Raw genomic sequence first — 25,182 nt, forward strand, 5'->3', positions numbered from 1 at the left:
ATTCAATTATATTTATTAAGTTCTCATCACTATACTTTTAAATCATAATTACACCAATAAACAAAATTGTTAAAACATCTGTTAACATCCTTTTAACCCTTAACTTCTATTGTGTCTTAAAATTTAGTTCTTTTGCATAACCCCAAAATCTAAACCAATTTAATTATGAAACATTTATTTACTCTTCTACTTTTTATTCCATTATTTGGCTTTTCTCAAATGGCCTTAGAACAACAATTAGATTCTATTTCCACATCTGATGAAGCTACCTCATTTTTAAAAGAGAATAAACCAAAACAAGGCAAACTTTTTACATTTAATAAAGAAAAGCACAAAACCAGATTGGCTAATGATCTTTTTAATTTGTCTAAAGGAGGAAAAAAAGTAATTAGAACCGATTTTAAAAAAACCTATTATAAAGTTATAGATAAAGCTGAAGTAGATTACATAAAATTCAATATTATTGTTATTGATGCTTCAAAAACAACTGTTGAAGAAGCTATTGAAAAACGCGACAAAGTGTTAGCTCAATACAAAGAAGGCTACAGATTTAAAGACTTAGCGAAACATTATTCAACTGGTCGTACAGCAAAAAAAGGAGGCGATACAGGTTGGATTAAAGCAGGTGAAATGTCTGCTGCTTTTGATGAAGTTGCTTTTAATGAAAACCATGCTATTGATGATATATTTTCTATTGACGATATAGAAAATAAAAAATATTACCTAGCTGTAAAAACAGAAAATAAAACTCCAATTGAAGAAATTGTTGTTTTAAAATTTTCTGAAAACATTGAGTAATGCAATTATTCTACAACGCAAATATTTCTGAAAACGATGTTAGCTTTACTTTCGATAAAGATGAAAGTAGACATATTTCTAAAGTTTTACGTAAAACAATTGGAGATATATTACATATTACTAATGGACAGGGCTGGTTATTTACTGCTGAAATTACAATGGCTGCACAGAAGAACTGTGTAGTTTCCATAATCTCTAAAAGTTTACAAACCAAAAGAAATTACAATCTACATTTAGCTGTTGCACCAACTAAAATGAATGATAGATACGAGTGGTTTTTAGAAAAAGCAACTGAAATTGGTATAGAAACCATTACGCCAATAATATGTGATCATAGCGAAAGAAAAATAGTTAAGATTGAGCGTTTTGAAAAAATAATCCAATCTGCGATGAAACAATCGTTACAATGTTATTTGCCAAAATTAAATTCACCAATAGCTTTTAAAGATTTTATAAATCAAGATTTCACAGACCAAACTTTTATTGCGCATTGTGAAGAAACCGATAAAAAATCTTTAAAGTCTCAATTAGAACAAAAAACCGATTGTACTATTTTAATTGGTCCAGAAGGAGACTTTAGCGTTAAAGAAATCGAAATGGCCTTGCAACGTCACTTTATTCCTGTAACTTTGGGAGAGACACGCTTAAGAACAGAAACTGCTGCCATTGCAGCTTGCCATTCTGTAGCATTTTTAAATGAACTTTAATGAAAGTATATAGCTCTATTTTCTTTTCTTTATTTTCTTTGTTCTTGTTTTCGCAAGACGTAGCCATTCTAAAATATAAAGGTGGTGGTGATTGGTATAGTAATCCAACAGCTTTACCAAATTTAGTAAAATATTGTAATGATAATATAGACACTAATATTAACGAAAATATACAAACCGTTGAAGCTGGTAGTACTGACATTTTTCAGTTTCCCTTTTTACACATGACGGGTCATGGAAATGTATTCTTCAGTGATGATGATGCAGAAAACTTAAGAAACTATCTTATCTCTGGCGGATTTCTGCATATAGATGACAATTACGGAATGGAACCATACATTACTAAAGAGTTAAAGAAAGTGTTTCCTAATAATGATTTGATTGAAATTCCTAAAGATCATAAAATATTCAGTTCAGCTTATGAATTCGCTAATGGTTTACCAAAAATCCATGAACACGATGGTAAAGCACCTCAAGCTTTTGGTATTTTCTATGAAAGTAGATTGGTATTACTTTTTACATTTGAAAGTGATTTAGGTGATGGTTGGGAAGACCAAGAAGTGCATAACGATCCTGAAGATGTTAGAGAAAAAGCACTTAAAATGGGAGCTAATATTGTTAAATATGCTTTTGAAAATTAAAGACCAAAACAACATGAAAAAGTTCTCACTTAAATATAAAATTGTCGCTCTATTATTAGTCTTGGCTTTTACAACTCAATCTATGGAAACAATAAACAGTCATACTTATAAAGTTGGCGTTGATAGTTATCATTACGAATGTGGTTGTTTTGGATGTTATCCAACACATTTATCTGCAACCTGTAAATCTGATAAGTTCCACTAACATTAATAACCTATTATTGCAACTCACTCACTACAATTCCAGTTTTAAGAAACAAAAACATTCTATTACAGTAATTTGTGATAATGTTACAAATGCGCCAAATATTGGAAGTTTGTTTAGAATTGCAGATGCCTTTGGTATTGAACAACTTATATTTTGTGGTTCAGATATTCCATTAGGTAAACGAATGACAAAAACATCGCGCTCTACAGAAAAGTACGTTAATCACAGTGTAGAAGAAGATATTGAATCAAGAATAGAAATTTTAAAAGCAAGTGGATTTTATTTAATCGCTTTAGAAATCACAGAAAAAAGCCAATCATTATCTGAATTTAAATTGCAAACCAATCAACCAATTGCATTAATCTTAGGAGATGAAAACTTTGGAATATCGGATACTATTTTAAATCAAGCTGATGCAATTATTCATATTAATATGTACGGAAACAACAGTAGTATGAATGTAGTTCAAGCTACCGGAATTGCGCTTTACGAAATCACAAAGCAGCTTAATGCAGATTAAATCTGTATATTTTATCTCAACATCTTTAACTATATTTATCACATGAATTCAAAAACAATTGCCAACGGTATTTTAAGAGCACTAGGGATTATCCTAGCTGTTGTGATTGTTTTGTTTTTTCTTTTTAAAATTCAATCGGTAATTATCTATATCGCTATTGCTGTAGTTATTTCATTAATCGGAAGACCTATTATACTGTTTTTAAGAAAACGATTAAAATTTAATAATACATTGGCCGTTGTTACCACTATGATTATTCTTCTAAGCCTTTTAGTTGGACTTATAGGACTTTTTATTCCATTAATTATAGAACAAGGTCAAAATTTAGCATTATTAAATATTGATCAACTACAAGTAAATATTGAAAATCTTTACGATCAAATCATTACCTATTTTCAATTCAACAACATTGACATTGAACAATCAATCGAAGATTCTCATTTACTTTCAAAACTAGATTTTGCAATAATACCTGACTTTTTTAATAGTTTTATAAGTGGTTTAGGTAGCTTTAGTGTTGGTTTATTTTCAGTTTTATTCATTTCTTTTTTCTTTTTAAAGGATAGTAAACTATTTGAAGAAGGTTTAATGACATTTATTCCAAAAGGTAAAGAAGAACGCTCTAAACGCTCAATCACCACTATAAAAGATCTATTGTCGCGCTATTTTGTAGGACTCATATTTCAAATTTTAATTCTTTTTATAATTTACACCATTGTATTATTGATTTTTGGCATTGATAACGCTATTGTTATTGCATTCCTATGTGCACTTCTTAATCTAGTGCCTTATGTTGGGCCTTTAGTTAGCGGTTTTTTAATACTCTTATTAAGCATGTCTAGTAATTTAGGAGAAAGTTTTAGCGAGGTTATTTTACCAAAAACAACTTATGTAATGATTGGTTTTATATTTGCGCAATTGGTAGACAATTTCTTTAGTCAGCCTTATATATTTTCAAAAAGTGTAAAATCACATCCTTTAGAAATTTTTCTAGTTATTATCATCTCAGGCATTTTATTTGGTGTTGTGGGTATGATTGTAGCAATACCTACTTATACAGCCATAAAAGTTATTTTGAAAGAATTCTTATCGGAATATAACATGGTTCAAAAATTAACTAAAGGACTGTAGTATTAATTTGAATAAAGATATACTACATACTGAAATACAAGAATTTATAAATAATAATCTAAGCTCAGATGCTGCAGAATTATTATTAAAAGGAGTGCCTTTTAAACATGTTGATTCAAAGTTAATAATAGAACAAATTGAAGCTAAAAAACGCTGCGAAAAGAAACTACCAACGTGGTATAATACAAAAAACATATACTTCCCTAATAAGTTAAATATAGAACAAACTTCTTCTGAAACTACTGCAAAATATAAATCTAATTTAGTTTCTGGAAATAATATAATTGATCTTACAGGAGGATTTGGCGTTGATACGTTTTACTTTTCAAAACAATTAAAAAATGTAATTCACTGTGAGATTAACACAGAACTTTCAGAAATAGTTCTTCATAATTTTGAAGCTTTACAAATTTCAAACATCAACAACGTAAATGATAATGGAATAGACGTTTTAAAGCGTTTAAACCAATCTTTCGATTGGATTTATATAGATCCTTCACGTCGTGATGATTTAAAGCAAAAAGTGTTTTTATTAGCAGACTGTGAGCCTAATATTAAAACGCATCAAGATTTATTGCTTAAACATGCAAAAAATGTGATGATTAAAACGTCGCCTTTATTAGATTTAACAGCAACACTTTCTGATTTAAATAATGTTAAACAAATCCATATCGTAGCCGTTAATAATGAAGTAAAGGAATTACTATGGATTTTAGAGCGTGATTATAAAGGTAAAGTTGAAGTAAAATCCATCAATTTAAAAAAGAATAACGCTCAACATTTTAAATTTATATTCAATGAAGAATTTAACGCTATTGCAAATTATAGTAAACCACTCACCTATTTGTACGAACCGAATTCTGCAGTTTTAAAATCTGGTGGTTTTAATTCTATTAGCGATATTTTAAATATTAATAAATTACACAAGCATTCTCACTTATATACATCTGAAATAATAGTAGATTTCCCAGGCAGACATTTTAAAATTATAAAGGTTTTAACCTACAACAAAAAGGCTTTTTCCAAAGAAAAAATAAGCAAGGCTAATGTTACAACTAGAAATTTTCCGCTGTCTGTGAGTGAAATTAGAAAAAAACTTAAAATTAAAGATGGCGGAGACATATATTTATTCTTTACAATAAATATAAATGAAGAAAAAATTATTTTAGTTTGCTCAAAAATGAATTAATTACAAAAAACCGTTTTGAGCAACTATCATTTCATTTCCCCAAAGTTTCACTAAATAAGAAATATCAATAGGAAAAAAGGAAGATGACCCATCTGTATTATATTTCACAGGACATTGAATTCTATTTCCATCAACTATCTCACACGTATTCTTTTTGTTATCAGAAATAAAAATAGCTTTAGAATCGATTTTTTGATACACCTTTTTTAAATCTATTATAGCATATTTTATAAATCCTTTAGCCTTTTTTACTTCAATTTTAGTACTATCAATAATACCGTAGGTAAAGTAATGGGCTTTCATTTTATAATATTCAGACTCGTGTCTTGACTTAAATTTATTATCATCTCGCCGGTATCTAATTGTAAAATCTGAATAACTTTTATATTGTTCATCTCTAAACCGCTCTTGTACACTCATAATTTCATCACCATCTCTAAACACATAGTCTATTCCATCCATCATATCTATATATTTAGCATAATCTTCTCTTAATTTAACTTCTTGCCATCCTAATTGCTTATAAATTAAGGGAAGTGCCAACCTTTTATGAACAAAATCAGTAAAACCTCTATCGTTTTTATAATTAGCCATATTTCAAATTAGAATTTGTTTTTTAAATTATTTTTAAACTTATAAAATGATTAACTAGCCTTTATTTACCTGATAAATATACACTTAAATATATGATATAAAATATTGAAGTTTTTTTTTGAAAAAACTCAAAAAAAATGTTGCGTTCTTTAAAATGTTGCGTTACATTTGCATCCGCATTTAAAGGAATGTTCTTATAAATATTGGAGAGGTGCCTGAGTGGCCGAAAGGAGCGGTTTGCTAAATCGTCGTCGGTGGAAACACTGACCCAGGGTTCGAATCCCTGTCTCTCCGCAAATTTACTACAGCTTATGCGACTGTAAGTAATTTTAAAGATAATCAATTCGGGGTGTAGCGTAGCCCGGTTATCGCGCCACGTTTGGGACGTGGAGGCCGCAGGTTCGAATCCTGCCACCCCGACTTTTATTGAATTTTTTAGAGTTTTACTCTTTAAGATGGTCGCATAGCTCAGCTGGATAGAGCACCTGCCTTCTAAGCAGGCGGTCCTAGGTTCGAATCCTAGTGCGATCACAAAAAGCCTTAACATTTATGTTGAGGTTTTTTTGTGTTTAAAAATGAATAACTCCATTCCCTAAATTATAAAACGCTCTAGTAATATAACATAATTAGAGCGTCTGTAAAATCTATAATATCATCTTCTTTTTATTCAGGATATTCAATTCTAAGATGATAAATATTAGCTAATTTATGTTTAAGTACTTTCTTTATAGATTGAATTTCTTTAAACGTGATATCTGCATTTAAAAACTGACCACTCTCCATTTGCTTATTAATGATGTTTTCAACAAAATCATTAATTTTTGTACTAGTCGGTTCTTTTAAACTTTTTGAGGCAGCCTCAACACTATCGCACATCATTAATATAGCAGTCTCTTTGCTGAAAGGTTTAGGGCCAGGATATGTAAAATCGCTTGGGTCAACATTTTCATTTTCTGCTTTTTCCTTCATGTAAAAATAATACACCAAACTAGTTCCATGATGGGTTCTAATAAAATCGATGACTCTATCTGGTAAATTATGTTTTTTAGCAATCTCTATACCTCTAATAGTGTGATCAATTATAATTTTAGCAGATTCTTTTGATGAAAGTTCATCATGCGGATTTATACCTGTACTTTGATTTTCGGTGAAATAAGTTGGATTATCCATCTTGCCAATATCATGATATAAAGCTCCTACTCTAATCAACATAGCGTTAGCACCTATTTCATTTGCCGAAGCTTCTGCTAAATTAGCAACGTTTAAAGAATGATGAAATGTACCAGGAGCCCTATTGGATAATTCTTTTAATAATTTTGTATTGGTATCAGAAAGCTCTAATAAAGATACATCAGAAACCAAACCAAATATTTTCTCATATATATAAATTAATGGTTGAACAAATAGTGTCGCTAAACCACAAAGCACAAACAACCCAAAGGTTTCCCATTTTAATCCTGTTAACTGCCCTTCATGAATTACAAAAAAGGCAAAGTAAGCTATGATATAAATAAATGTTATTTGACCGACTGAGATAAAAAGATTTGCTCTTTTATATAATTCAGAAACCGTTAAAATCGTCACCATTCCTGCAATAATTTGAAGAAACATATACTCATAACTATTAGGCACAATAAAACCCAAAAGTAAAACCGTAAGCACATGTGTAAACAACCCGAGTCTAGCATCAAAAAAGGCTTTTAACACCAATGGTAATATACATAATGGAACAACATATATATATTGAGAGTTAAAATTTATTACCAAGGTGCTTAAAAAGACCATCAATGCAATATTGAAAAATATGAAAGTTACCTTTGTATTATTTAAGAAAACTTCGATTCTATACTTTCTTAAAAATAGTAATAACATTAAAAGCGCTAAGGCTACAAGCAATGTATATGCTATAAGTACCCAATTGTAATTGGCGGAGTTCCATACTTGTGATTCGTATTCGGATTTTAAAGAACTTAAAATATCGTACTGATTATCTTCAACAACCTGACCTTTAGAAACTATAAGTTGTTCTTTTTCAATACGTCCTCTCGTTAATGAAATACGAGATAGTTCTTCTTCAAGTGCTTTTTCACTTAAACTTTTATTAAGTTGAACATTCGGCTTTATAACATCGAAAAAAATCGACAACATTCGCTTTTTAAAATCTACAGATAATGTGTTTCCTAAGTCTTTCTCAACAAGTTGTCTCCATTGACTTAATTCGTATAAGTTACCATATTCTATCTCTTTTATTATTGTATTAGAGGTCGTTAATATTACAGGTCTATCTTTATCATAACTATAATCTAAATCTAAGATTCCGGAGCTGTATAACTTATTTAATAATGACTCTCCCTGTTTGTATAAAATAGAATTTTCAATTTTAATGGAGCTCGAATCTTTAAATACTTGATGAAACCTTGTAGAATAATCAGACAAAACAATTGCTTCAGTCCCTTGATTGACTTCAAAATATAAAGGACTTTGATGTTCTATTTCACGTCTTTCTTTAGCTATTTCATCTTGAGATTTCTTAATCGCAAAATTAAACGGAGCGTATAAATTTTCAGATTGCCATGGTTTTCCCTTTTCAAAAGAATATTTAAACTTACCTGTTTTAGGAAAAAGATAAACAATGAAAAGTGTAGTCAATAAGAATAATAATATCTTATAGACTAGCGCATGATTCTTATACCATTTGTTGAGGAATACATTCATATACAATCAAATGTAATAAATATTAAAATTTTAGAATGCTAATATCATTAATACATTCTAAAATCTCTTAAAAAATGTTTAATTTCGCAGTATAATATCAAACATAATCACAATGAATAAGGACGTCGTTATCGTTTCAGCAGTTAGAACACCAATAGGAAGTTTTTTAGGAAGCTTATCTACAGTACCAGCACCTCGATTAGGAGCTGCGGCAATTAAAGGAGCTTTAAATAAAATTAATTTAAAACCTGAATTAGTAGATGAAGTTATAATGGGAAATGTTGTGCAAGCTGGTACAGGTCAAGCACCTGCAAGGCAAGCAGCTATTTATGCTGGAATACCGAATACAGTACCTTGCTCTACCGTAAACAAAGTTTGTGCTTCTGGAATGAAAGCTGTAATGCAAGCTGCTCAAGCCATACAACTAGGTGATGCTGACATTGTTGTTGCTGGTGGTATGGAAAATATGAGTTTAATTCCGCATTATTATCATGCTAGAACAGCTACTAAGTTCGGTCCTGCAACTTTGGAAGATGGTATGCAAAAAGATGGATTAGTTGATGCTTATGACCAAAATGCTATGGGAGTTTGTGCAGATGCATGTGCTACTGAATATGAATTTTCAAGAGAAGATCAAGATGCTTTTGCTATTCAGTCTTACGAACGTTCAAAAGCGGCTTGGGATGCTGGTAAATTTAATGATGAAGTAATTCCTGTTGAAGTGCCTCAACGTCGAGGAGAACCAGTTATCGTTGATAAAGATGAAGAATATACTAACGTAAGAATGGATAAAATTCCATCATTGCGTCCTGCTTTTACTAAAGATGGAACTGTAACAGCTGCAAATGCTTCAACAATTAATGACGGAGCTGCTGCAATGGTATTAATGAGCAGAGAAAAAGCAAATGAATTAGGTCTTAAACCAATTGCAATTATAAAAGGATATGCTGATGCTGCACATGAGCCAAATTGGTTTACAACGGCACCAGCTAAAGCATTACCTAAAGCGTTATCAAAAGCAAATATGGATATAAAAGATATTGAGTTTTTTGAATTTAATGAAGCTTTTTCTATTGTTGGTTTAGCAAACATGAAAATTCTAGGATTAAACGATAGTAATGTAAATGTTAATGGTGGTGCTGTTTCTTTAGGTCATCCGCTTGGATGTTCTGGAGTAAGAATTTTAGTCACATTACTTAACGTATTAAAGCAAAATAACGCTAAATATGGAGCTGCTGCGATTTGTAATGGTGGTGGTGGTGCTTCTGCAATGGTATTAGAACGCGCTTAACCAAACCCTATGCAATACGGCATTTGCAATCTTGGAATTGTACCCATACGTTTAGAACCTAGCGATACCAGTGAAATGGTAACGCAAGCTTTGTATGGTGATTTTTTTAAAGTGTTAGAACAGCGTAAAAAATGGAGCCGTATTCGATTTGCTTTCGATAATTATGAAGGCTGGATTGATAATAAGCAATATTTAGAAATCGAAAATTCTAACTACAATGAATTGGATAAATCTCACATTAATTTATCTAAGGATTTAATTGAATTTGTGGCTGATTCTTCTAATCAACTCTACCCTATTCCTGTTGGCTCAGACTTAAATGGATTAAACTTACTTCAACATCATTTTGATGGTATTGCTTTAACTGATAAATGCGCGAAAGAAAACATTGTTAAATCATCATTTTTATTTTTAAATGCCCCTTATCTATGGGGAGGAAAAACCCCTTTCGGAATTGACTGTTCTGGTTTCACTCAAATGGTTTATAAACTTAATGGTTATAAAATATTTAGAGACGCATCTGAACAAGCAAAACAAGGAGAGGCGCTAAGTTTTATTGAAGAAAGTGAACCAGGTGATTTAGCTTTTTTTGATAATGCAGAAGGTAACATTACACATGTAGGTATTATAATGGAAGACAATTACATTATTCATGCACATGGAAAGGTTAGAATAGATCGTTTAGATCATAGTGGTATATATAATATTGATACAAATACTCATACACACAAATTAAGAGTTATAAAAAAGATTGTATAAAAAAAAGCGACTTTTCAGTCGCTTTTTTTTATACAATCTTAAACTATGGTTTAATTACCACCTGCTGCTGAAGCTTCTAATTCTTCAACTTTAGCTCTCATCATTTTAAACTTATCTGTTTCACCTAATGCGCTATAAATATTCATTAAAGTTTTTGCTGCGTTAACATTAGTCTTTTTTAAATCTAATGCTTTTTCTAAAAATGGAATAGCATCATAGTATAATTGTGAACGTTTTTCTTTTAATTCATCATACTTTCTGTTATCAGCAGAACTAGTACCTAAACTATTCATTTCTTCAACGATTTTTGCTTCACCTTCTAACATCACAACAGCTATATTATTATAAGCATCAACATAAGTTGGATTAATTGCTATCGCTTTTTCATAATACTTAATAGCAGCTTCTGGATTACCACCTTCTGCGGCTAATACACCCAAGTTGTACTGTAACTCTGCATTATTAGGATCTTTTTGTGTTGCTTCTTCCATCAACTCTTTAAACTTAACTCTATTACCCATTTTTAAGTATACGTTTGCTTCAGATAATAATAAACCTATATCTTCTGGGTTTTCTGCTCTAGCATCTGCCATAGCTCCTAAAGCTTTTTCATTATCTCCTTGAGATACATAAATCAAAGCAATATTTTTTACAATTTCAGCCGCCTTTGACTCGCTTCTATCATCTCTAGGATTAGAATGCATTTTTGCTTTTACAGATAAATCTCTAGATGTTTTATCTCCAAAACTTTCTTCAACATTTGTCTGAACATTTGTAGCGTAATAATTCATTTCCGAACCATCATAACCTAAATTTTTAAGTTGAATGTAATAATCTAAAGCAGTATCATAATCTTGAGAAGTTACGGCTGCAGAAGCTGCATAATACAAATACAATGTATCTTTAGGAGACATTTTATAAACTTTCTCAAATCCCTTTGCAGCTACTTTATAGTTTTTATTAGTAAATGCGTCATTGGCTTTTGTTAAGAATGTATTCATCATTCCCGTAGTCATTGTATTAGCCTCTTGAGTATATTTTAACTTACCCATTTTAGATTCTAATGCTTTTAAATTGTCTAAACTTGAAATAGCTTCATCAATATTAGCATTTGTACCAGTACCATTTGCATATAACGCTTGTGCTTTTAATAAATAAAACTTAGCTTTAGACTTATCGTCCATACTTCCAATTAAAGCTTCCGCAGCAGAAGCTGCTGATTTAGCATCCGCAAAATTTGAATTTTTGAGTGCTTTCTCAATTGCCTTTATCTCGTTTTTTTGCGCAAAAGACATTGACGTAATTGCCAAGAGTAGCACTAATGTCATTAATTTTTTCATCTTGTAATAAATAATTTGTTGTTAATTTTAGTTTTCAGTTTCATTATTATCAATAGCCGTGCCATCTTCATTAGAATCTTGATCGTCAGATAATTCCGACTCAATTACTTCTTCTTCTATATCTTCTATATCCTCCTCCTCATCTTTCATAACTTTAGCTACAGCTGCAATAGAATCGTTTCCTTTAAGGTTAATTAGTTTCACCCCTTGAGTTGCTCGTCCCATTACACGTAAATCTGCTACTGCCATACGAATTGCAATACCAGATTTATTGATGATCATTAAATCATCTTCATCTGTTACATTTTTAATTGATACTAAATTACCAGTCTTTTCAGTGATAGAAATAGTTTTTACACCTTTTCCTCCTCTATTTGTAATTCTATAATCTTCTAAGCTAGAACGTTTTCCATATCCATTTTCAGAAACAACAAGAATGTTACTTTCCATATCATCAACAGCAATCATTCCTATAACTTCATCAGTTTTTTCATCTTGAAGTCTAATTCCACGTACACCTGAGGCATTTCTACCCATTGGTCTTGTCTTAGCTTCTTCAAAACGAATGGCTTTACCAGATTTTAAAGCCAACATTACTTGGCTTTCACCTGTTGTTAACTTTGCTTCTAATAAAACATCATCTTCTTTAATAGTAATAGCATTAATACCATTAGATCTTGGACGAGAATATTGCTCTAAAGATGTTTTCTTAACCTGACCTTGTTTAGTCGCCATTATTACATAGTGACTATTAATATAATCTTCATCTTTTAGATCTTGAGTACAAATGAAAGCCATCACTTTATCATCTTGCTCAATATTTATTAAATTCTGAATGGCTCTACCTTTTGAAGTTTTAGATCCTTCTGGGATTTCATAAACACGCATCCAGAAACATTTTCCTTTTTGTGTAAAGAATAACATATATTGATGGTTAGTACCAACAAATAAATGCTCTAAGAAATCTTCATTACGAGTTGTTGAAGCTTTCTGCCCAACTCCTCCTCTATTCTGAGTCTTATATTCTGTAAGCGATGTACGTTTAATATAACCAGCATGAGAAATTGTAATCACCACTTGTGCATCTGGTATCATATCCTCAATACTCAAGTCTCCACCAGCATATTCTATAACAGAACGACGGTCATCACCATATTTATCTCTAACAACTTCAAGCTCTCCTTTAATAATATCCATACGACGTTCTTTCTTGTCTAGGATATCTTTAAGATCTATAATTGTCTTCATTATTTCTTCGTACTCAGCACGCAATTTGTCTTGTTCTAGACCTGTTAACTGACGTAAACGCATCTCAACAATCGCTTTCGCCTGAATTTCTGACAGTTTAAAACGTTCAATTAAATTATTACGAGCTTCATCTGCATTAGATGATGCACGAATAATTTTAATCACTTCATCAATATTATCTGATGCAATAATTAAACCTTCTAATATATGAGCACGTTCTTCTGCTTTTCGTAATTCATACGTAGTACGTCTAACAACAACATCATGTCTATGCTCTACGAAATAATGAATTAATTCCTTTAAGTTTAATAATTGAGGACGTCCATTTACTAACGCAATATTATTAACGCTAAAAGATGTCTGTAAAGAAGAATACTTATATAATTTATTAAGGACAATGTTAGGAATCGCATCACGCTTTAAAACGTACACGATACGCATACCATTTCTATCCGATTCATCACGAATAGAAGCAATACCATCCATTTTCTTTTCGTTAACTAAATCAGCAGTCTTCTTAATCATGTCTGCTTTGTTAACTTGGTAAGGAATCTCAGTTACAATGATACATTCTCTACCTTGTACTTCTTCGATTATCGCTTTTCCACGCATAACAATACGCCCACGACCAGTATGAAAAGCTTCCTTTACACCATCATAACCATAGATAGTACCTCCAGTTGGAAAATCTGGTGCTTTTATATGTTGAATTAATTCATCAATCTCTATATCATTATTGTCAATATATGCAATGGTACCATTAACAACTTCAGTTAAATTATGCGGAGGCATGTTAGTAGCCATACCAACAGCAATACCAGATGCTCCATTTACTAAGAGCCCAGGAATACGTGTTGGAAGAACGGTTGGTTCCTCTAACGTATCATCAAAATTTAATTTATGATCTACTGTTTCTTTATCGATATCTGCCAACATGTCTTCAGATATCTTACGCATTCTTGCTTCTGTATAACGCATTGCCGCAGGACTATCACCATCTACAGACCCAAAGTTACCCTGTCCATCGACTAACATGTAACGTAAACTCCATTCTTGAGCCATACGTACCATTGCGTCATAAACTGAGGTATCTCCATGTGGATGATACTTTCCTAAAACTTCACCTACAATTCTTGCTGACTTTTTATGTGCACTATTTGCTCTAATACCAAGTTCATGCATACCGTAAAGTACACGTCTATGAACTGGTTTTAAACCATCTCTTACATCTGGTAACGCACGTGACACAATGACTGACATTGAATAATCAATGTAAGCCGATTTCATTTCATCTTCAATGTTAATTGGAATGAGTTTTTCTCCTTCTGCCATATATAAAATTAATTAGTTTTTTTGTGAATTTTCATAACGTGCTAATATAACCAAAATACTACTGTTTATAGCCAAATTCATTATCGTTTTTAGTATTTTTTATTAACAATATTTGATATCTTTTTAGTTAATAAGTATCTCTATATTTTCTTTGATATAAAATGCTTTTTTAGTCTCTTCGTTTGTAACATATTTTGAATACTAAAAAACGTTAAAATTAATCATTTAATTCGTTTTTATTAGACTTGTATTTTAGTAGAAATCAAAACCTTAGCCAAGGCTATACTTGAATCTCCTATTTTATAGAAGAATTATATAATTCAAATTATTTATGACTCATTTTAAAATTCATTTGGTTTAGGTACAGTTTTTGCCTTATAGTCAATATGTTTTTATTATTTTTAAAGCAGAAAGGAATATAGTATGGATGATAATTTTTCCCCAAGAGTTAAAGATGTAATTGCTTATAGCAAAGAAGAAGCTTTGCGTTTAGGTCATGACTTTATTGGTACTGAGCATTTAATGCTTGGTCTTTTAAGAGATGGCAATGGCAAAGCGATAGATATTTTAAGTGCCTTAGATGTAGATCTAAATCACTTAAGGCGTAAAGTAGAGATATTAAGTCCTGCTAACCCAAATATCGTTACAACATCTAACGAAAAAAAGAACTTACACTTAACTAGACAAGCTGAGCGTGCATTAAAAACAACGTTTTTAGAAGCAAAATTGTTTCAGAGCTCGTCAATTAATACAGCACATTTATTATTGTGCATTTTAAGGAATGAAAATGATCCTACAACTAAGCTTTTAAACAAGCTTAAAGTGGATTATGATAACGTAAAAGAAGAATTTAAATCTATGGCAACTAGCGAAGATGATTATTTAGAAACCCCAAAAGCAGAGTCGTTCTCTGAAGATGATGATATGAATGAACAAGAAGATGCTAAGCAGAATCCATTTGGTGGACAAACAAGCAAATCGAACAAAAAGTCCAAAACACCAGTTTTAGATAATTTTGGAAGGGACTTAACTGTACTTGCAGAAGAAGGTAAATTAGATCCGGTTGTAGGACGTGAAAAAGAAATACAACGTGTATCTCAAATTTTAAGTCGAAGAAAGAAAAACAACCCTTTATTAATAGGTGAACCAGGAGTTGGTAAATCTGCTATTGCAGAAGGACTAGCTTTGCGTATTGTAAAACGTAAAGTGTCTCGTACCTTATTCAATAAGCGTGTAGTCACTTTAGATTTAGCAAGCTTAGTTGCAGGAACCAAATATAGAGGTCAGTTTGAAGAACGTATGAAAGCCGTTATGAATGAACTTGAAAAGAATGATGATATTATTCTTTTTATTGATGAAATTCATACCATTGTAGGTGCTGGTGGAGCAACAGGAAGTTTAGATGCTTCAAATATGTTTAAACCTGCTTTAGCAAGAGGCGAAATACAATGTGTTGGTGCAACTACATTAGATGAATACAGACAATATATTGAAAAAGATGGTGCATTAGAACGTCGTTTTCAAAAAGTTATCGTAGAACCAACTTCTGTAGAAGAAACTATTGAAATATTAAACAATATTAAAGGTAAATACGAGGAACACCATAATGTTGATTACACAGATGAAGCTATTGAAGCGTGTGTAAAATTAACCAATCGTTATATGACGGAACGTTTTCTTCCAGACAAAGCTATTGACGCTCTAGATGAAGCTGGTTCTCGTGTACACATTACAAACATTGATGTTCCTAAAAAGATTCTAGAATTAGAAAAGAAACTTGAAGAAGTTAAAGAAACTAAAAATAGTGTTGTTAAAAAACAAAAGTATGAAGAAGCTGCAAAGCTTAGAGATGATGAAAAACGATTAGAAAAAGAATTAGCAACAGCCCAAGAAAAATGGGAAGAAGAAACGAAACAACATAAAGAAGTTGTAACGGAAGATAATGTGGCAGATGTAGTGTCTATGATGACAGGTATTCCTGTTAATAAAATAGCTCAAACGGAAATCAACAAACTATCTAAATTACCAGAATTAATAAAAGGTAAAGTGATTGGTCAAGACCAAGCCGTTGCGAAGGTTGTAAAAGCCATTCAGAGAAATAGAGCTGGACTTAAAGATCCTAATAAGCCAATTGGTTCATTTATTTTCTTAGGTCAAACAGGAGTTGGTAAAACGCAATTAGCTAAAGTATTAGCTCGTGAGTTGTTTGATAGCGATGATGCCTTAGTACGTATTGACATGAGTGAATACATGGAAAAATTCGCCATCTCTCGTTTAGTAGGTGCACCTCCAGGATACGTTGGTTATGAAGAAGGTGGACAACTAACTGAAAAAATAAGACGTAAGCCTTATGCTGTTGTACTATTAGATGAAATAGAAAAAGCCCATCCAGATGTCTTTAATATGTTATTACAAGTATTAGATGATGGTTATTTAACAGACAGTTTAGGTCGTAAAATTGATTTTAGAAACACCATTATAATTATGACATCTAACATTGGTGCCAGAAAATTAAAAGATTTTGGATCTGGTGTTGGTTTTGGAACGTCAGCAGCATTAGCGCAAGAATCAGATCACGCAAAAGGTGTTATAGAAAATGCGCTTAAAAAAGCTTTTGCGCCAGAATTCTTAAACAGAATTGATGATGTTATTGTATTTAATGCTTTAGAGAAAGAAGATATCGGCAAAATCATCGATATTGAATTGGTGAAGTTAATTGACAGAATAAAAGACTTAGGTTACACGCTGAAACTTACGGATAAAGCTAAAGACTATATTGCTGACAAAGGATTTGATAAGCAATATGGTGCAAGACCATTAAATAGAGCTATTCAGAAATATGTTGAAGATGCCCTTGCTGAAGAGATTATTAACTCCAAAATTCAAGAAGGCGACACCATTACCATGGACTTAGATGAAAAGAATGATGCTCTAAGTATTAAGATTAAATCGTCTAGTAAAACAACAGAATCTTAAATATAGAATTAAAATATATAAAAAAAACTCCTTTATAATTAAAGGAGTTTTTTGTATTTTAGAAGACACCCTAAGGCATATATTTTATGACAAAAATTATTGACATAGACTTCTGTACATTAAAATTTTACAAAAATTATATGGTCACTATTATAAAAGAAGGTGTTCATGTTGATAAATCTCAAAACGAAGCCCTTATCAAAATAGCAGAAGAATATTACACGGATCAGCCTTTTGTTTACATCTCTTACAGGATAAATTCTTACTCTGTAAATCCCAATATTTACACAAGAACGGTTAAAACCAAAAATTTGATTGGTTTTGCTGTAGTATCATACGATTATAAAGCGAAAAAAAATGCTCAAATCGAAAAGCTATTTCTTAAAAAGCCTTTTGAAATTTTTACTAATCTAGATGATGCTTTTAATTGGGCAGATAAACTCGTTAGCAAAAGTTAAAGTTTTTTACTGCTATTTTAAGTTGTAACTATTCAAAAATAATTCTTCAATTTCAATATCTACATCTTTTAAAAATTGAATTGAAGCTTCAATAGAATCGTGTAAAACTTCATCTACCTTAATAAAAGGTACCACTTTTCGGTATTGCTCTAAAAAAGACTCTAACAAAGGAGATGTCTTTAATGGTCTTCTAAATTCTAAAGCTTGCGAAGCATTCATAAGTTCTATAGCAATAACACGCTCTACATTTTTAACTAAAGTATAAGCTTGTGTTGCTGCATTTGCTCCCATACTTACGTGATCTTCTTGTCCGTTACTAGATACAATACTATCTATACTAGCAGGAGTTGCCATTTGCTTGTTTGCACTCACAATACTTGCCGCTGTATATTGCGGAATCATAAAACCAGAATTAAGTCCTGGATTATCCACTAAAAATGCAGGTAAACCTCTTAAGCCAGAAACCAACTGAAAAACACGGCGCTCAGATATATTACCAATTTCGGCCATAGCAATCTTCAAATAATCTAATGCTAATGCGAGTGGTTGTCCATGGAAATTTCCACCAGAAATAATTAAATCTTCATCCGGAAAAATATTAGGATTATCGGTAACTGAATTAATTTCAGTTAAAATTACTTTTTCAACAAAATCTAGGGTATCCTTAGTTGCTCCATGAACCTGCGGAATACAACGAAAAGAATAGGGATCTTGCACATGTTCTTTTTCTCTAGTAATTAATTCACTGCCTTTTAAAAACTCATTAAAGCGTCTAGCTACTTTACGCTGTCCAGGATGTGGTCTTACCGCATGTACTAAATCATGAAAAGGATCTAAACGACCGTCAAATGCATCTAGAGATATACTCGCTATAATATCTGCTAAATACGACGTTTTATGAGACATTAATAACAAATAAACACCATAAGCGCTCATAAACTGTGTACCGTTTAATAAGGCCAAGCCTTCTTTCGCTTCTAATGTAATCGGCTCCCAATTAAACTCTTTTAAAAGTGTTGATGCTTCGTATTCTTTATTGTTATGTACTACTTTTCCTTTTCCTAATAATGGTAAAGCCAAGTGTGCTAAAGGTGCTAAATCACCAGATGCGCCTAAAGAGCCCTGAGTAAATACAAAAGGAAAAATGTCGTTATTAAAAAATTCTATTAACCTTTCTACAGTAGCTAATTGCACTCCACTATGTCCATAACTTAGGGACTGAATCTTTAAAAGTAACATCACTTTCACTATAGATTCTGGCACGCGCTCACCAGTTCCACAAGCATGAGACATTACTAAATTTTCTTGCAATTGACTTAAATCTGAATCTGAAATTTTAACATTATATAATGAGCCAAAACCTGTATTTATACCATACATTGGTTTTTTATTATTAGCTAATTTATTATCTAAATAAGCTTTACATTTCTTTATGTTATTTATAGAGTCTTCAGATAGCTTTAACTTTTTATTTTTATAAAAAATATTATAAATTGTTACAATATCTAAAGCGTCTGAAGAGATGATGTGATAGTTATCCATTAGTAAATTTATTTATTATTCAAAATTGAGAATAATTTTGCAGTATACAAGGATTTGTTAATAATTCATTCCGTCTTTATAATTGGCTTATTATGTTTATTTTTGCATTCGAAAAAAATGACTTATTATGAAAAGATTATTGATACTTTGCATTGCAGCCACTTTATTTGCTTGTAAAGGAGAACCTAAAGATTATGTAACGCTTTCTGGAAAGATTGAAAACCCAGACGCAAGTAAAACACTTAAAATCTTTCAAGGCAAGAATTACGAAAAAACAATTACCATTAATGATGATGGTACCTTTAAAGACACATTAAAAGTTGTTGAAGGAGATTATAACTTTCAACATGGTAAGGAATATGGTCAGATTTATTTAAAAAATGATAATACGTCTTCTTTTGAAACCGATTATAATTCGTTCATAGATTCTATGACTTTTAAAGGTGATGATTCTGATATTAACAATTTTTCATTAAAATCATTCTTAATATCTAAAGATCATTTTACAGAAAGCTTAATTGCAACAGGAACTAAAGAAGATGTAGATAAAGCTATTGAAGGTTATAAATCGGCTTACGAAGACATTAAAAATAAATATACTGATGTTGATTCTACTCGTGTTTCAATAATGGATCAAAATATTGAGAAAACGGTTCAGCAATTGAATCAATTTATGGGTTCTAAATTTGCTACACAAGACGCTTTTCCTAAAGGATCACCATCTCCTAATTTTGTAGATTATGAAAATTATGCAGGTGGAGATATGTCACTTTCAGATTTTAAAGGGAAGTATGTTTATTTTGATATTTGGGCAACTTGGTGTGGTCCTTGTATTAGAGAAATACCTTCACTTAAAAAAGTAGAAGAACAGTTTAAAGGCAAAAATATTGAGTTTGTTAGTATTTCTGTTGATGAAGGAAGAGGCTATAAAGGTGACAAGGCTGCTGCATATGAAGGTTGGAAAAAAATGGTTGCAGATAAAGAATTAGGCGGCATACAGTTAATGGCAGATAATGGATTTAATTCAGAGTTTGTTAGAAACTATAAAATCAACGGGATTCCAAGATTTATCCTTGTAGATCCTGATGGTAACATTGTAAGTGCAGATGCACCTAGACCATCAAATCCTGCTTTAGTAGAATTGTTTAAAGAGTTAGGAATATAATCTTCTTTCTTTTAAAATAAAAAAAGCCTGTTTCAATAATGAGACAGGCTTTTTTTGTATCTATTTATTACTTTGTTCTTGCGGCTGTTGCGCTTGCTCTTCTACTTTAGGTTGTTCTGGTTGTTTAAACAAATCTATATAAGCTTCGCCCATTGTTTCAATAATATGGCTAGCAATTAAACTTTGATAACCATAATCCTCTAAAGAAATATCTGCAGACTTTCCATGAAGATAGACGCCAAAAATAGTAGCTGCGAGTGGATCATAGGCTTGTGCAAGTAAACCAGAAATAACACCTGTTAAGACATCTCCACTTCCAGCTGTAGCCATACCTGGATTACCTGTTGTATTTACATATAATTTTTCATTATAAACTGTAATGGAGTTTGCTCCTTTTATAAGCACAATAACATCATACTTTTTTGAAAAAGCTTTTACTTTTTTTAGTTTTTCAAAATCATCATACCATTTACCAATTAACCGCTCTAATTCTTTTGGATGTGGAGTTAAAATGGTTTTCTCGGGCAATAGCTTTAATAAAGTTTTCTTTTTAGACAGTAAGTTTAATCCATCAGCATCAATAACCAAAGGTGTTGTATTGCGCTTTAAAAATGCTTCAAAAGTTTTTGCCGTCCTTGCAGAAAGCCCTAACCCTACTCCAATGCCAATAACTGTTGGTTCTATATCATAATTTATATTAGTAATGTGTGTTTCATCATCATCTGTGATCACCATAACTTCAGGAATCGCTGTTTGCAAACTATGATAACCACATTTAGGACTATAAGCAGTAACTAAACCTGCGCCAGAGCTCAATGCTGCTCTACTGGCTAAATTAACAGCTCCAATTTTACCATAACTTCCTCCAATAATTAACACATGGCCAAAACTTCCTTTGTGCGAGAATTTTTCTCTAGGTTTATAAATTGGTAAAACTTCGTGTTTAGAAATTAATTCTACCTCCGTTTCTGTTTTCATTAAATAATCGCGATCAATATTAATATCTAATGCTTCCCACTGAACGGTATACTTAGCAGTTTCTGGTAAAAAGAAGACTAATTTTGGAGATTGAAAACTTAATGTGTAATTCGCATGAACTACTGCTTTTTCATCTTCTACAACCTTGTCTGTATACAAGCCAGACGGAATATCTATAGACAACGTAAATGCTTTTGATGCACTAAATTTTTGAAACAACTTTTGTACCCAAGCATTTGGTGAACGATTTAAACCTATACCAAAAACAGCATCTACAATAATATCATCAGCACCAATTACTATATCTTCAAAATCGTTTTTACAACTTAACATTTTAGGCCAATTTTTGGTGACATTTTTAATGCGATCGTAATTAATTAAAAAATCCTTACTACGCTTATCACTACAATTAACAATATAAGTCTCCACATTATAGCCATGAGTAATTAAATGTCTTGCTAGTACCAAACCATCACCTCCATTATTACCAATACCACAAAATATATGAATTGGCACTTGAGCTCCTTGCATGCGCATATGTATCCAATTAAATATCTGAATACCTGCACGCTCCATTAAGTCTGTAGATGATATTTTTTGTAGCTCTGTAGTTAATTTATCACCTTCGTAAATTTGTTCTTTTGAAAATAATTTCATGTGTTTTTATTTATATCTTTTTTTAGGTTTAATGCCATTCGAATTTAATTATTAATAAAATTTCGAATCTCATTCCTGTTCTAAATTATTTAATAATAACTAGATTTCATATTCATATAATTACGTTTGCTTAATATATTAAAAAAAGCAGATATGAATAATTGATTAACGGGTCCTATTTGTTAGTTATCTTTCATTTTTTTTATAAAGATTAGCCCTTTTTTACTAATTCCCTAAAAAGAAACGATTAGTTTTTTTATTGTTATAAAAATAATACTTTTGGTATGTAATGAAAACAAATCTTAAAATATCATCACATAAAATAGTTAATGCTAAGAGCATGTGGATTTCTATGTTTTTCATTTCAACAATTATTACCCTTTGGGGTAATTTATAATATGCTCTCCGTCCCTTTTTGTCTATTTAGACATTTTATTCTCTTAAATTACGTAAAATATGAAAATTCTCAAGTTTGGAGGCACCTCAGTTGGTACAGCCGAAAACATAAATAAAGTCATTTCCATTTTAGACCAACAATGTAAAGACACTAATATTGCTGTAGTGGTTTCTGCGGTTGGTGGCATTACAGATAAATTATTAGAAGCAGCAAATTTAGCATGCAATAAAGATTTGGATTACCTCCAGAAATATGATGTTATATGGTCAATTCATAATTCTGTTATTGATGGTTTATTTTTAAATCCTGAGGAGGATAAATTATTACAAAAACAACAAGACAACCTTCAAGAAATAATTACAGATAAATTAAACGACTTAAAAAGTCTGTTAAATGGTATTTACCTCATTAATGAGCTATCGCCAAAGACAAAAGATAAGCTCTTAAGTTTTGGTGAGGCCTTATCATCCACTATAATCTATTACACATTACAATCTAGAAAATTAGATGCAGCTTTAAAAAATTCTCAAGAATTAATTGTAACAGATTCTAACTTCAATAATGCCATCGTAAACTTTGAAATTACAAATGGCAATATCCAGAAGTTTTTTGAGTCTAATACAAATGCTATCGTTTTGTTACCTGGTTTTGTTTCTAAATCTATACATGGAGAGATTACAACCTTAGGTCGTGGTGGTTCAGATTATACAGCTGCTATTATTGCGGCAGCAATGGATGCAGACGAATTACAAATTTGGACTGATGTCAGCGGAATGTTTACAACCAATCCTAAATTAGTAAAACAAGCTGCACCAATTATAGAGTTATCTTATCAGGAAGCTGTAGAGCTATCGCACTTTGGCGCAAAAGTTTTATATCCACCAACAGTAATGCCTGTGCTTAAAAAGCAAATTCCTATTGTAATAAAGAACACTTTAGATCCAGAGGCATTAGGCACCACAATTACCCAGAATGCAAAATCAACATCAGATTCACCCGTAAAAGGTTTAAGCAACATAGATCATATTGCGCTTCTTACCTTACAAGGTAATGGCATGGTTGGGATTCCAGGGTTTAGTAAGCGTCTATTTGAAACTCTTGCTCAAGAAAAAATTAATATCATACTTATTACCCAATCGTCTTCTGAGCATTCTATATGTTTTGGTATCGCTGATATAGATGCACAACGCGCTAAGGAAGCCATAGATAAAATTTTTGAATATGAAATTGCACTTCAAAAAATAGATCCAATTGTTGTAGAAACCGACTTATCAATCATTGCTGTTGTTGGTGATAAAATGAAAAACCATCAAGGTATAAGCGGAAAAATGTTTAGTACACTTGGTAAAAATAACGTAAACATTAGAGCCATTGCTCAAGGTGCCTCAGAGCGTAATATTTCGGCTGTAATTCATAAAAACGATGTAAAAAAAGCATTAAATAGTTTACACGAACAATTTTTTGAAATTAAAACCAAGCAAATTAATCTATTTATAACTGGAGTTGGTAATGTTGGCGAACGACTGATTGAACAGATAAAACAACAAAAAGCTTACGTTAAAGAGAACTTTAAAATCAATTTAAGAATTGCTGGATTATCAAATTCTAGACACATGATTGTTAATGATGAAGGCATCAATCTAAAGAATTGGAAAACACAGCTTGAAAATGGCGAAAAAGCAAGTTTAGATGGCTTTTTTCAGCATGCAAAAAATCTAAATTTAAGAAACTCCATTTTTGTTGATATCACAGCAAATGATGCCGTAGCTAATAGTTATGGCAAATATTTAAAAGAAAGTATAGCTGTTGTTGCTTGTAATAAAATTGCGTGCTCTGGTAATATTGAATATTACAATGAATTAAAACAATTATCCAGACAATACAACACATCATTCTTATTTGAAACCAATGTTGGCGCAGGTTTGCCTGTTATTGACACCTTAAGTCATTTAATAACTTCTGGTGATAAAGTAAATACAATCCAAGCCGTTTTATCCGGAAGCTTAAACTTTATATTCAACAACTTTAATTCAGAAACAACATTTTACGACGTTGTAAAACAAGCACAAGAAGAAGGTTATACAGAACCAGATCCTCGTATTGATTTGAGCGGAATTGATGTAGCTCGTAAAGTTTTAATTTTAGCTAGAGAAAGTGGTCATGCGATTGAATTATCAGACTTAGAAACTGACAATTTCCTAACCGATGCAGCCATGAAAGCAGTATCTGTGGATGATTTCTTTGAAACATTAAAAACTGACGAAGCTTATTACCAAAGCTTGTTTAAATCGGCTGAAGATAAAAATTGTCAACTAAAATTTGTTGCCGAGTTTAACGACGGAAAAGCAAAGGTTGGACTAAAAGAAATACCAGAAGGCCATCCATTTTATAATCTAAAAGGAAAAGATAATATCGTTATGTTTTACACACAACGTTATCCTGAACAACCTATGATTATTAAAGGTGCTGGTGCTGGTGCAGATGTTACGGCTTCTGGTTTATTTGCAGACATTATAAGAATCGCTAATAATTAAGC

Annotated in this window: 19 protein-coding genes and 3 tRNA genes; 16 read left to right on the plus strand and 6 right to left on the minus strand. The window is 31.5% G+C overall.

Translation table 11 applies throughout. The features are described from left to right. Positions 1-165 precede the first annotated feature (165 nt). The 7 genes from DFQ10_RS07215 to DFQ10_RS07245 are packed head-to-tail and all read left to right on the plus strand — an operon-like array spanning position 166 to position 5,194. Entirely contained in the window at positions 166-798 is a 633-nt protein-coding gene (locus tag DFQ10_RS07215) for a peptidylprolyl isomerase (RefSeq protein WP_115816732.1), read from the plus strand. Next, complete coding sequence (locus tag DFQ10_RS07220) at positions 798-1,505, plus strand: 16S rRNA (uracil(1498)-N(3))-methyltransferase (RefSeq protein ID WP_115816733.1); 708 nt, start codon at positions 798-800, stop codon at positions 1,503-1,505. Before DFQ10_RS07215 ends, DFQ10_RS07220 begins: the two co-directional genes overlap by 1 nt. Then, entirely contained in the window at positions 1,505-2,146 is a 642-nt protein-coding gene (locus tag DFQ10_RS07225; protein ID WP_115816734.1) for a DUF4159 domain-containing protein, read from the plus strand. Before DFQ10_RS07220 ends, DFQ10_RS07225 begins: the two co-directional genes overlap by 1 nt. A gap of 13 nt (positions 2,147-2,159) precedes the next feature. Continuing rightward, the gene (locus tag DFQ10_RS07230) at positions 2,160-2,351 is read left to right on the plus strand and encodes a hypothetical protein (RefSeq protein WP_147299189.1); all 192 of its coding nucleotides are present in this window, start codon (positions 2,160-2,162) and stop codon (positions 2,349-2,351) included. 16 nt (positions 2,352-2,367) lie between these two features. Beyond that, positions 2,368-2,874, plus strand: a complete 507-nt coding sequence (locus DFQ10_RS07235) for a TrmH family RNA methyltransferase (RefSeq protein ID WP_115816736.1) — start codon at positions 2,368-2,370, stop codon at positions 2,872-2,874. A gap of 42 nt (positions 2,875-2,916) precedes the next feature. Beyond that, complete coding sequence (locus tag DFQ10_RS07240; protein ID WP_115816737.1) at positions 2,917-4,005, plus strand: AI-2E family transporter; 1,089 nt, start codon at positions 2,917-2,919, stop codon at positions 4,003-4,005. Positions 4,006-4,012: 7 nt separating this feature from the next. Continuing rightward, the gene (locus DFQ10_RS07245; RefSeq protein WP_115816738.1) at positions 4,013-5,194 is read left to right on the plus strand and encodes a THUMP-like domain-containing protein; all 1,182 of its coding nucleotides are present in this window, start codon (positions 4,013-4,015) and stop codon (positions 5,192-5,194) included. On the opposite strand, the gene DFQ10_RS07250 is transcribed toward DFQ10_RS07245, so the two are convergent. Then, the gene (locus tag DFQ10_RS07250) at positions 5,195-5,788 is read right to left on the minus strand and encodes a hypothetical protein (protein WP_115816739.1); all 594 of its coding nucleotides are present in this window, start codon (positions 5,786-5,788) and stop codon (positions 5,195-5,197) included. It abuts the gene before it with no gap. Positions 5,789-5,993: 205 nt separating this feature from the next. Here DFQ10_RS07250 and DFQ10_RS07255 point away from each other — a divergent pair. The 3 genes from DFQ10_RS07255 to DFQ10_RS07265 all read left to right on the plus strand — a co-directional run bounded on the left by DFQ10_RS07255 (position 5,994) and on the right by DFQ10_RS07265 (position 6,319). Continuing rightward, positions 5,994-6,082, plus strand: a tRNA-Ser gene (locus DFQ10_RS07255). A 51-nt stretch (positions 6,083-6,133) separates the two neighbouring features. Next, positions 6,134-6,208, plus strand: a tRNA-Pro gene (locus tag DFQ10_RS07260). 37 nt (positions 6,209-6,245) lie between these two features. After that, positions 6,246-6,319: transfer RNA gene (locus tag DFQ10_RS07265), tRNA-Arg, on the plus strand. A 132-nt stretch (positions 6,320-6,451) separates the two neighbouring features. Here the strand turns inward: DFQ10_RS07265 and DFQ10_RS07270 are convergent. Further along, complete coding sequence (locus tag DFQ10_RS07270) at positions 6,452-8,503, minus strand: HD family phosphohydrolase (protein WP_115816740.1); 2,052 nt, start codon at positions 8,501-8,503, stop codon at positions 6,452-6,454. A 112-nt stretch (positions 8,504-8,615) separates the two neighbouring features. On the opposite strand from DFQ10_RS07270, the gene DFQ10_RS07275 reads away from it, so the two are divergent. Continuing rightward, positions 8,616-9,794 carry an acetyl-CoA C-acyltransferase gene (locus tag DFQ10_RS07275; RefSeq protein ID WP_115816741.1) on the plus strand — a complete coding sequence of 393 codons (1,179 nt, stop codon included), beginning with the start codon at positions 8,616-8,618 and terminating at the stop codon, positions 9,792-9,794. Between the two features lie 9 nt (positions 9,795-9,803). Then, positions 9,804-10,553, plus strand: coding sequence for a C40 family peptidase (locus DFQ10_RS07280; protein ID WP_115816742.1), 750 nt, complete (start codon positions 9,804-9,806; stop codon positions 10,551-10,553). A 50-nt stretch (positions 10,554-10,603) separates the two neighbouring features. Here DFQ10_RS07280 and DFQ10_RS07285 read toward each other — a convergent pair whose 3' ends face one another. Together DFQ10_RS07285 and gyrA are read right to left on the minus strand one after the other, a co-directional pair. Beyond that, a complete protein-coding gene (locus DFQ10_RS07285) occupies positions 10,604-11,893 on the minus strand; it encodes a tetratricopeptide repeat protein (RefSeq protein WP_115816743.1) in 1,290 nt (429 codons plus the stop codon). A 27-nt stretch (positions 11,894-11,920) separates the two neighbouring features. Then, positions 11,921-14,473, minus strand: a complete 2,553-nt coding sequence (gene gyrA, locus DFQ10_RS07290; protein ID WP_115816744.1) for a DNA gyrase subunit A — start codon at positions 14,471-14,473, stop codon at positions 11,921-11,923. Between the two features lie 423 nt (positions 14,474-14,896). Here gyrA and DFQ10_RS07295 point away from each other — a divergent pair, with 423 nt between their 5' ends. Together DFQ10_RS07295 and DFQ10_RS07300 are read left to right on the plus strand one after the other, a co-directional pair. Beyond that, the gene (locus DFQ10_RS07295; RefSeq protein WP_115816745.1) at positions 14,897-17,449 is read left to right on the plus strand and encodes an ATP-dependent Clp protease ATP-binding subunit; all 2,553 of its coding nucleotides are present in this window, start codon (positions 14,897-14,899) and stop codon (positions 17,447-17,449) included. 86 nt (positions 17,450-17,535) lie between these two features. Next, positions 17,536-17,907 (plus strand): hypothetical protein, encoded by a 372-nt coding sequence (locus tag DFQ10_RS07300; RefSeq protein WP_115816746.1) that lies wholly within the window; start codon positions 17,536-17,538, stop codon positions 17,905-17,907. A 12-nt stretch (positions 17,908-17,919) separates the two neighbouring features. Here the strand turns inward: DFQ10_RS07300 and hutH are convergent, their stop codons facing one another. Next, on the minus strand, positions 17,920-19,449 hold the full coding sequence (gene hutH, locus DFQ10_RS07305; RefSeq protein ID WP_115816747.1) for a histidine ammonia-lyase: 1,530 nt from the start codon (positions 19,447-19,449) through the stop codon (positions 17,920-17,922). 127 nt (positions 19,450-19,576) lie between these two features. On the opposite strand from hutH, the gene DFQ10_RS07310 reads away from it, so the two are divergent. Further along, positions 19,577-20,614: a TlpA family protein disulfide reductase gene (locus DFQ10_RS07310; protein WP_115816748.1), complete on the plus strand. Its 1,038-nt coding sequence runs from the start codon at positions 19,577-19,579 to the stop codon at positions 20,612-20,614. Positions 20,615-20,674: 60 nt separating this feature from the next. On the opposite strand, the gene DFQ10_RS07315 is transcribed toward DFQ10_RS07310, so the two are convergent. Beyond that, a complete protein-coding gene (locus DFQ10_RS07315; RefSeq protein ID WP_115816749.1) occupies positions 20,675-22,249 on the minus strand; it encodes an NAD(P)H-hydrate dehydratase in 1,575 nt (524 codons plus the stop codon). Between the two features lie 456 nt (positions 22,250-22,705). Here DFQ10_RS07315 and thrA point away from each other — a divergent pair, with 456 nt between their 5' ends. Next, a complete protein-coding gene (gene thrA / locus DFQ10_RS07320; protein ID WP_115816750.1) occupies positions 22,706-25,180 on the plus strand; it encodes a bifunctional aspartate kinase/homoserine dehydrogenase I in 2,475 nt (824 codons plus the stop codon). The last annotated feature ends 2 nt before the right edge of the window (positions 25,181-25,182 follow it).

This window comes from Winogradskyella eximia (genome assembly GCF_003386165.1).
Classification (GTDB): domain Bacteria; phylum Bacteroidota; class Bacteroidia; order Flavobacteriales; family Flavobacteriaceae; genus Winogradskyella; species Winogradskyella eximia.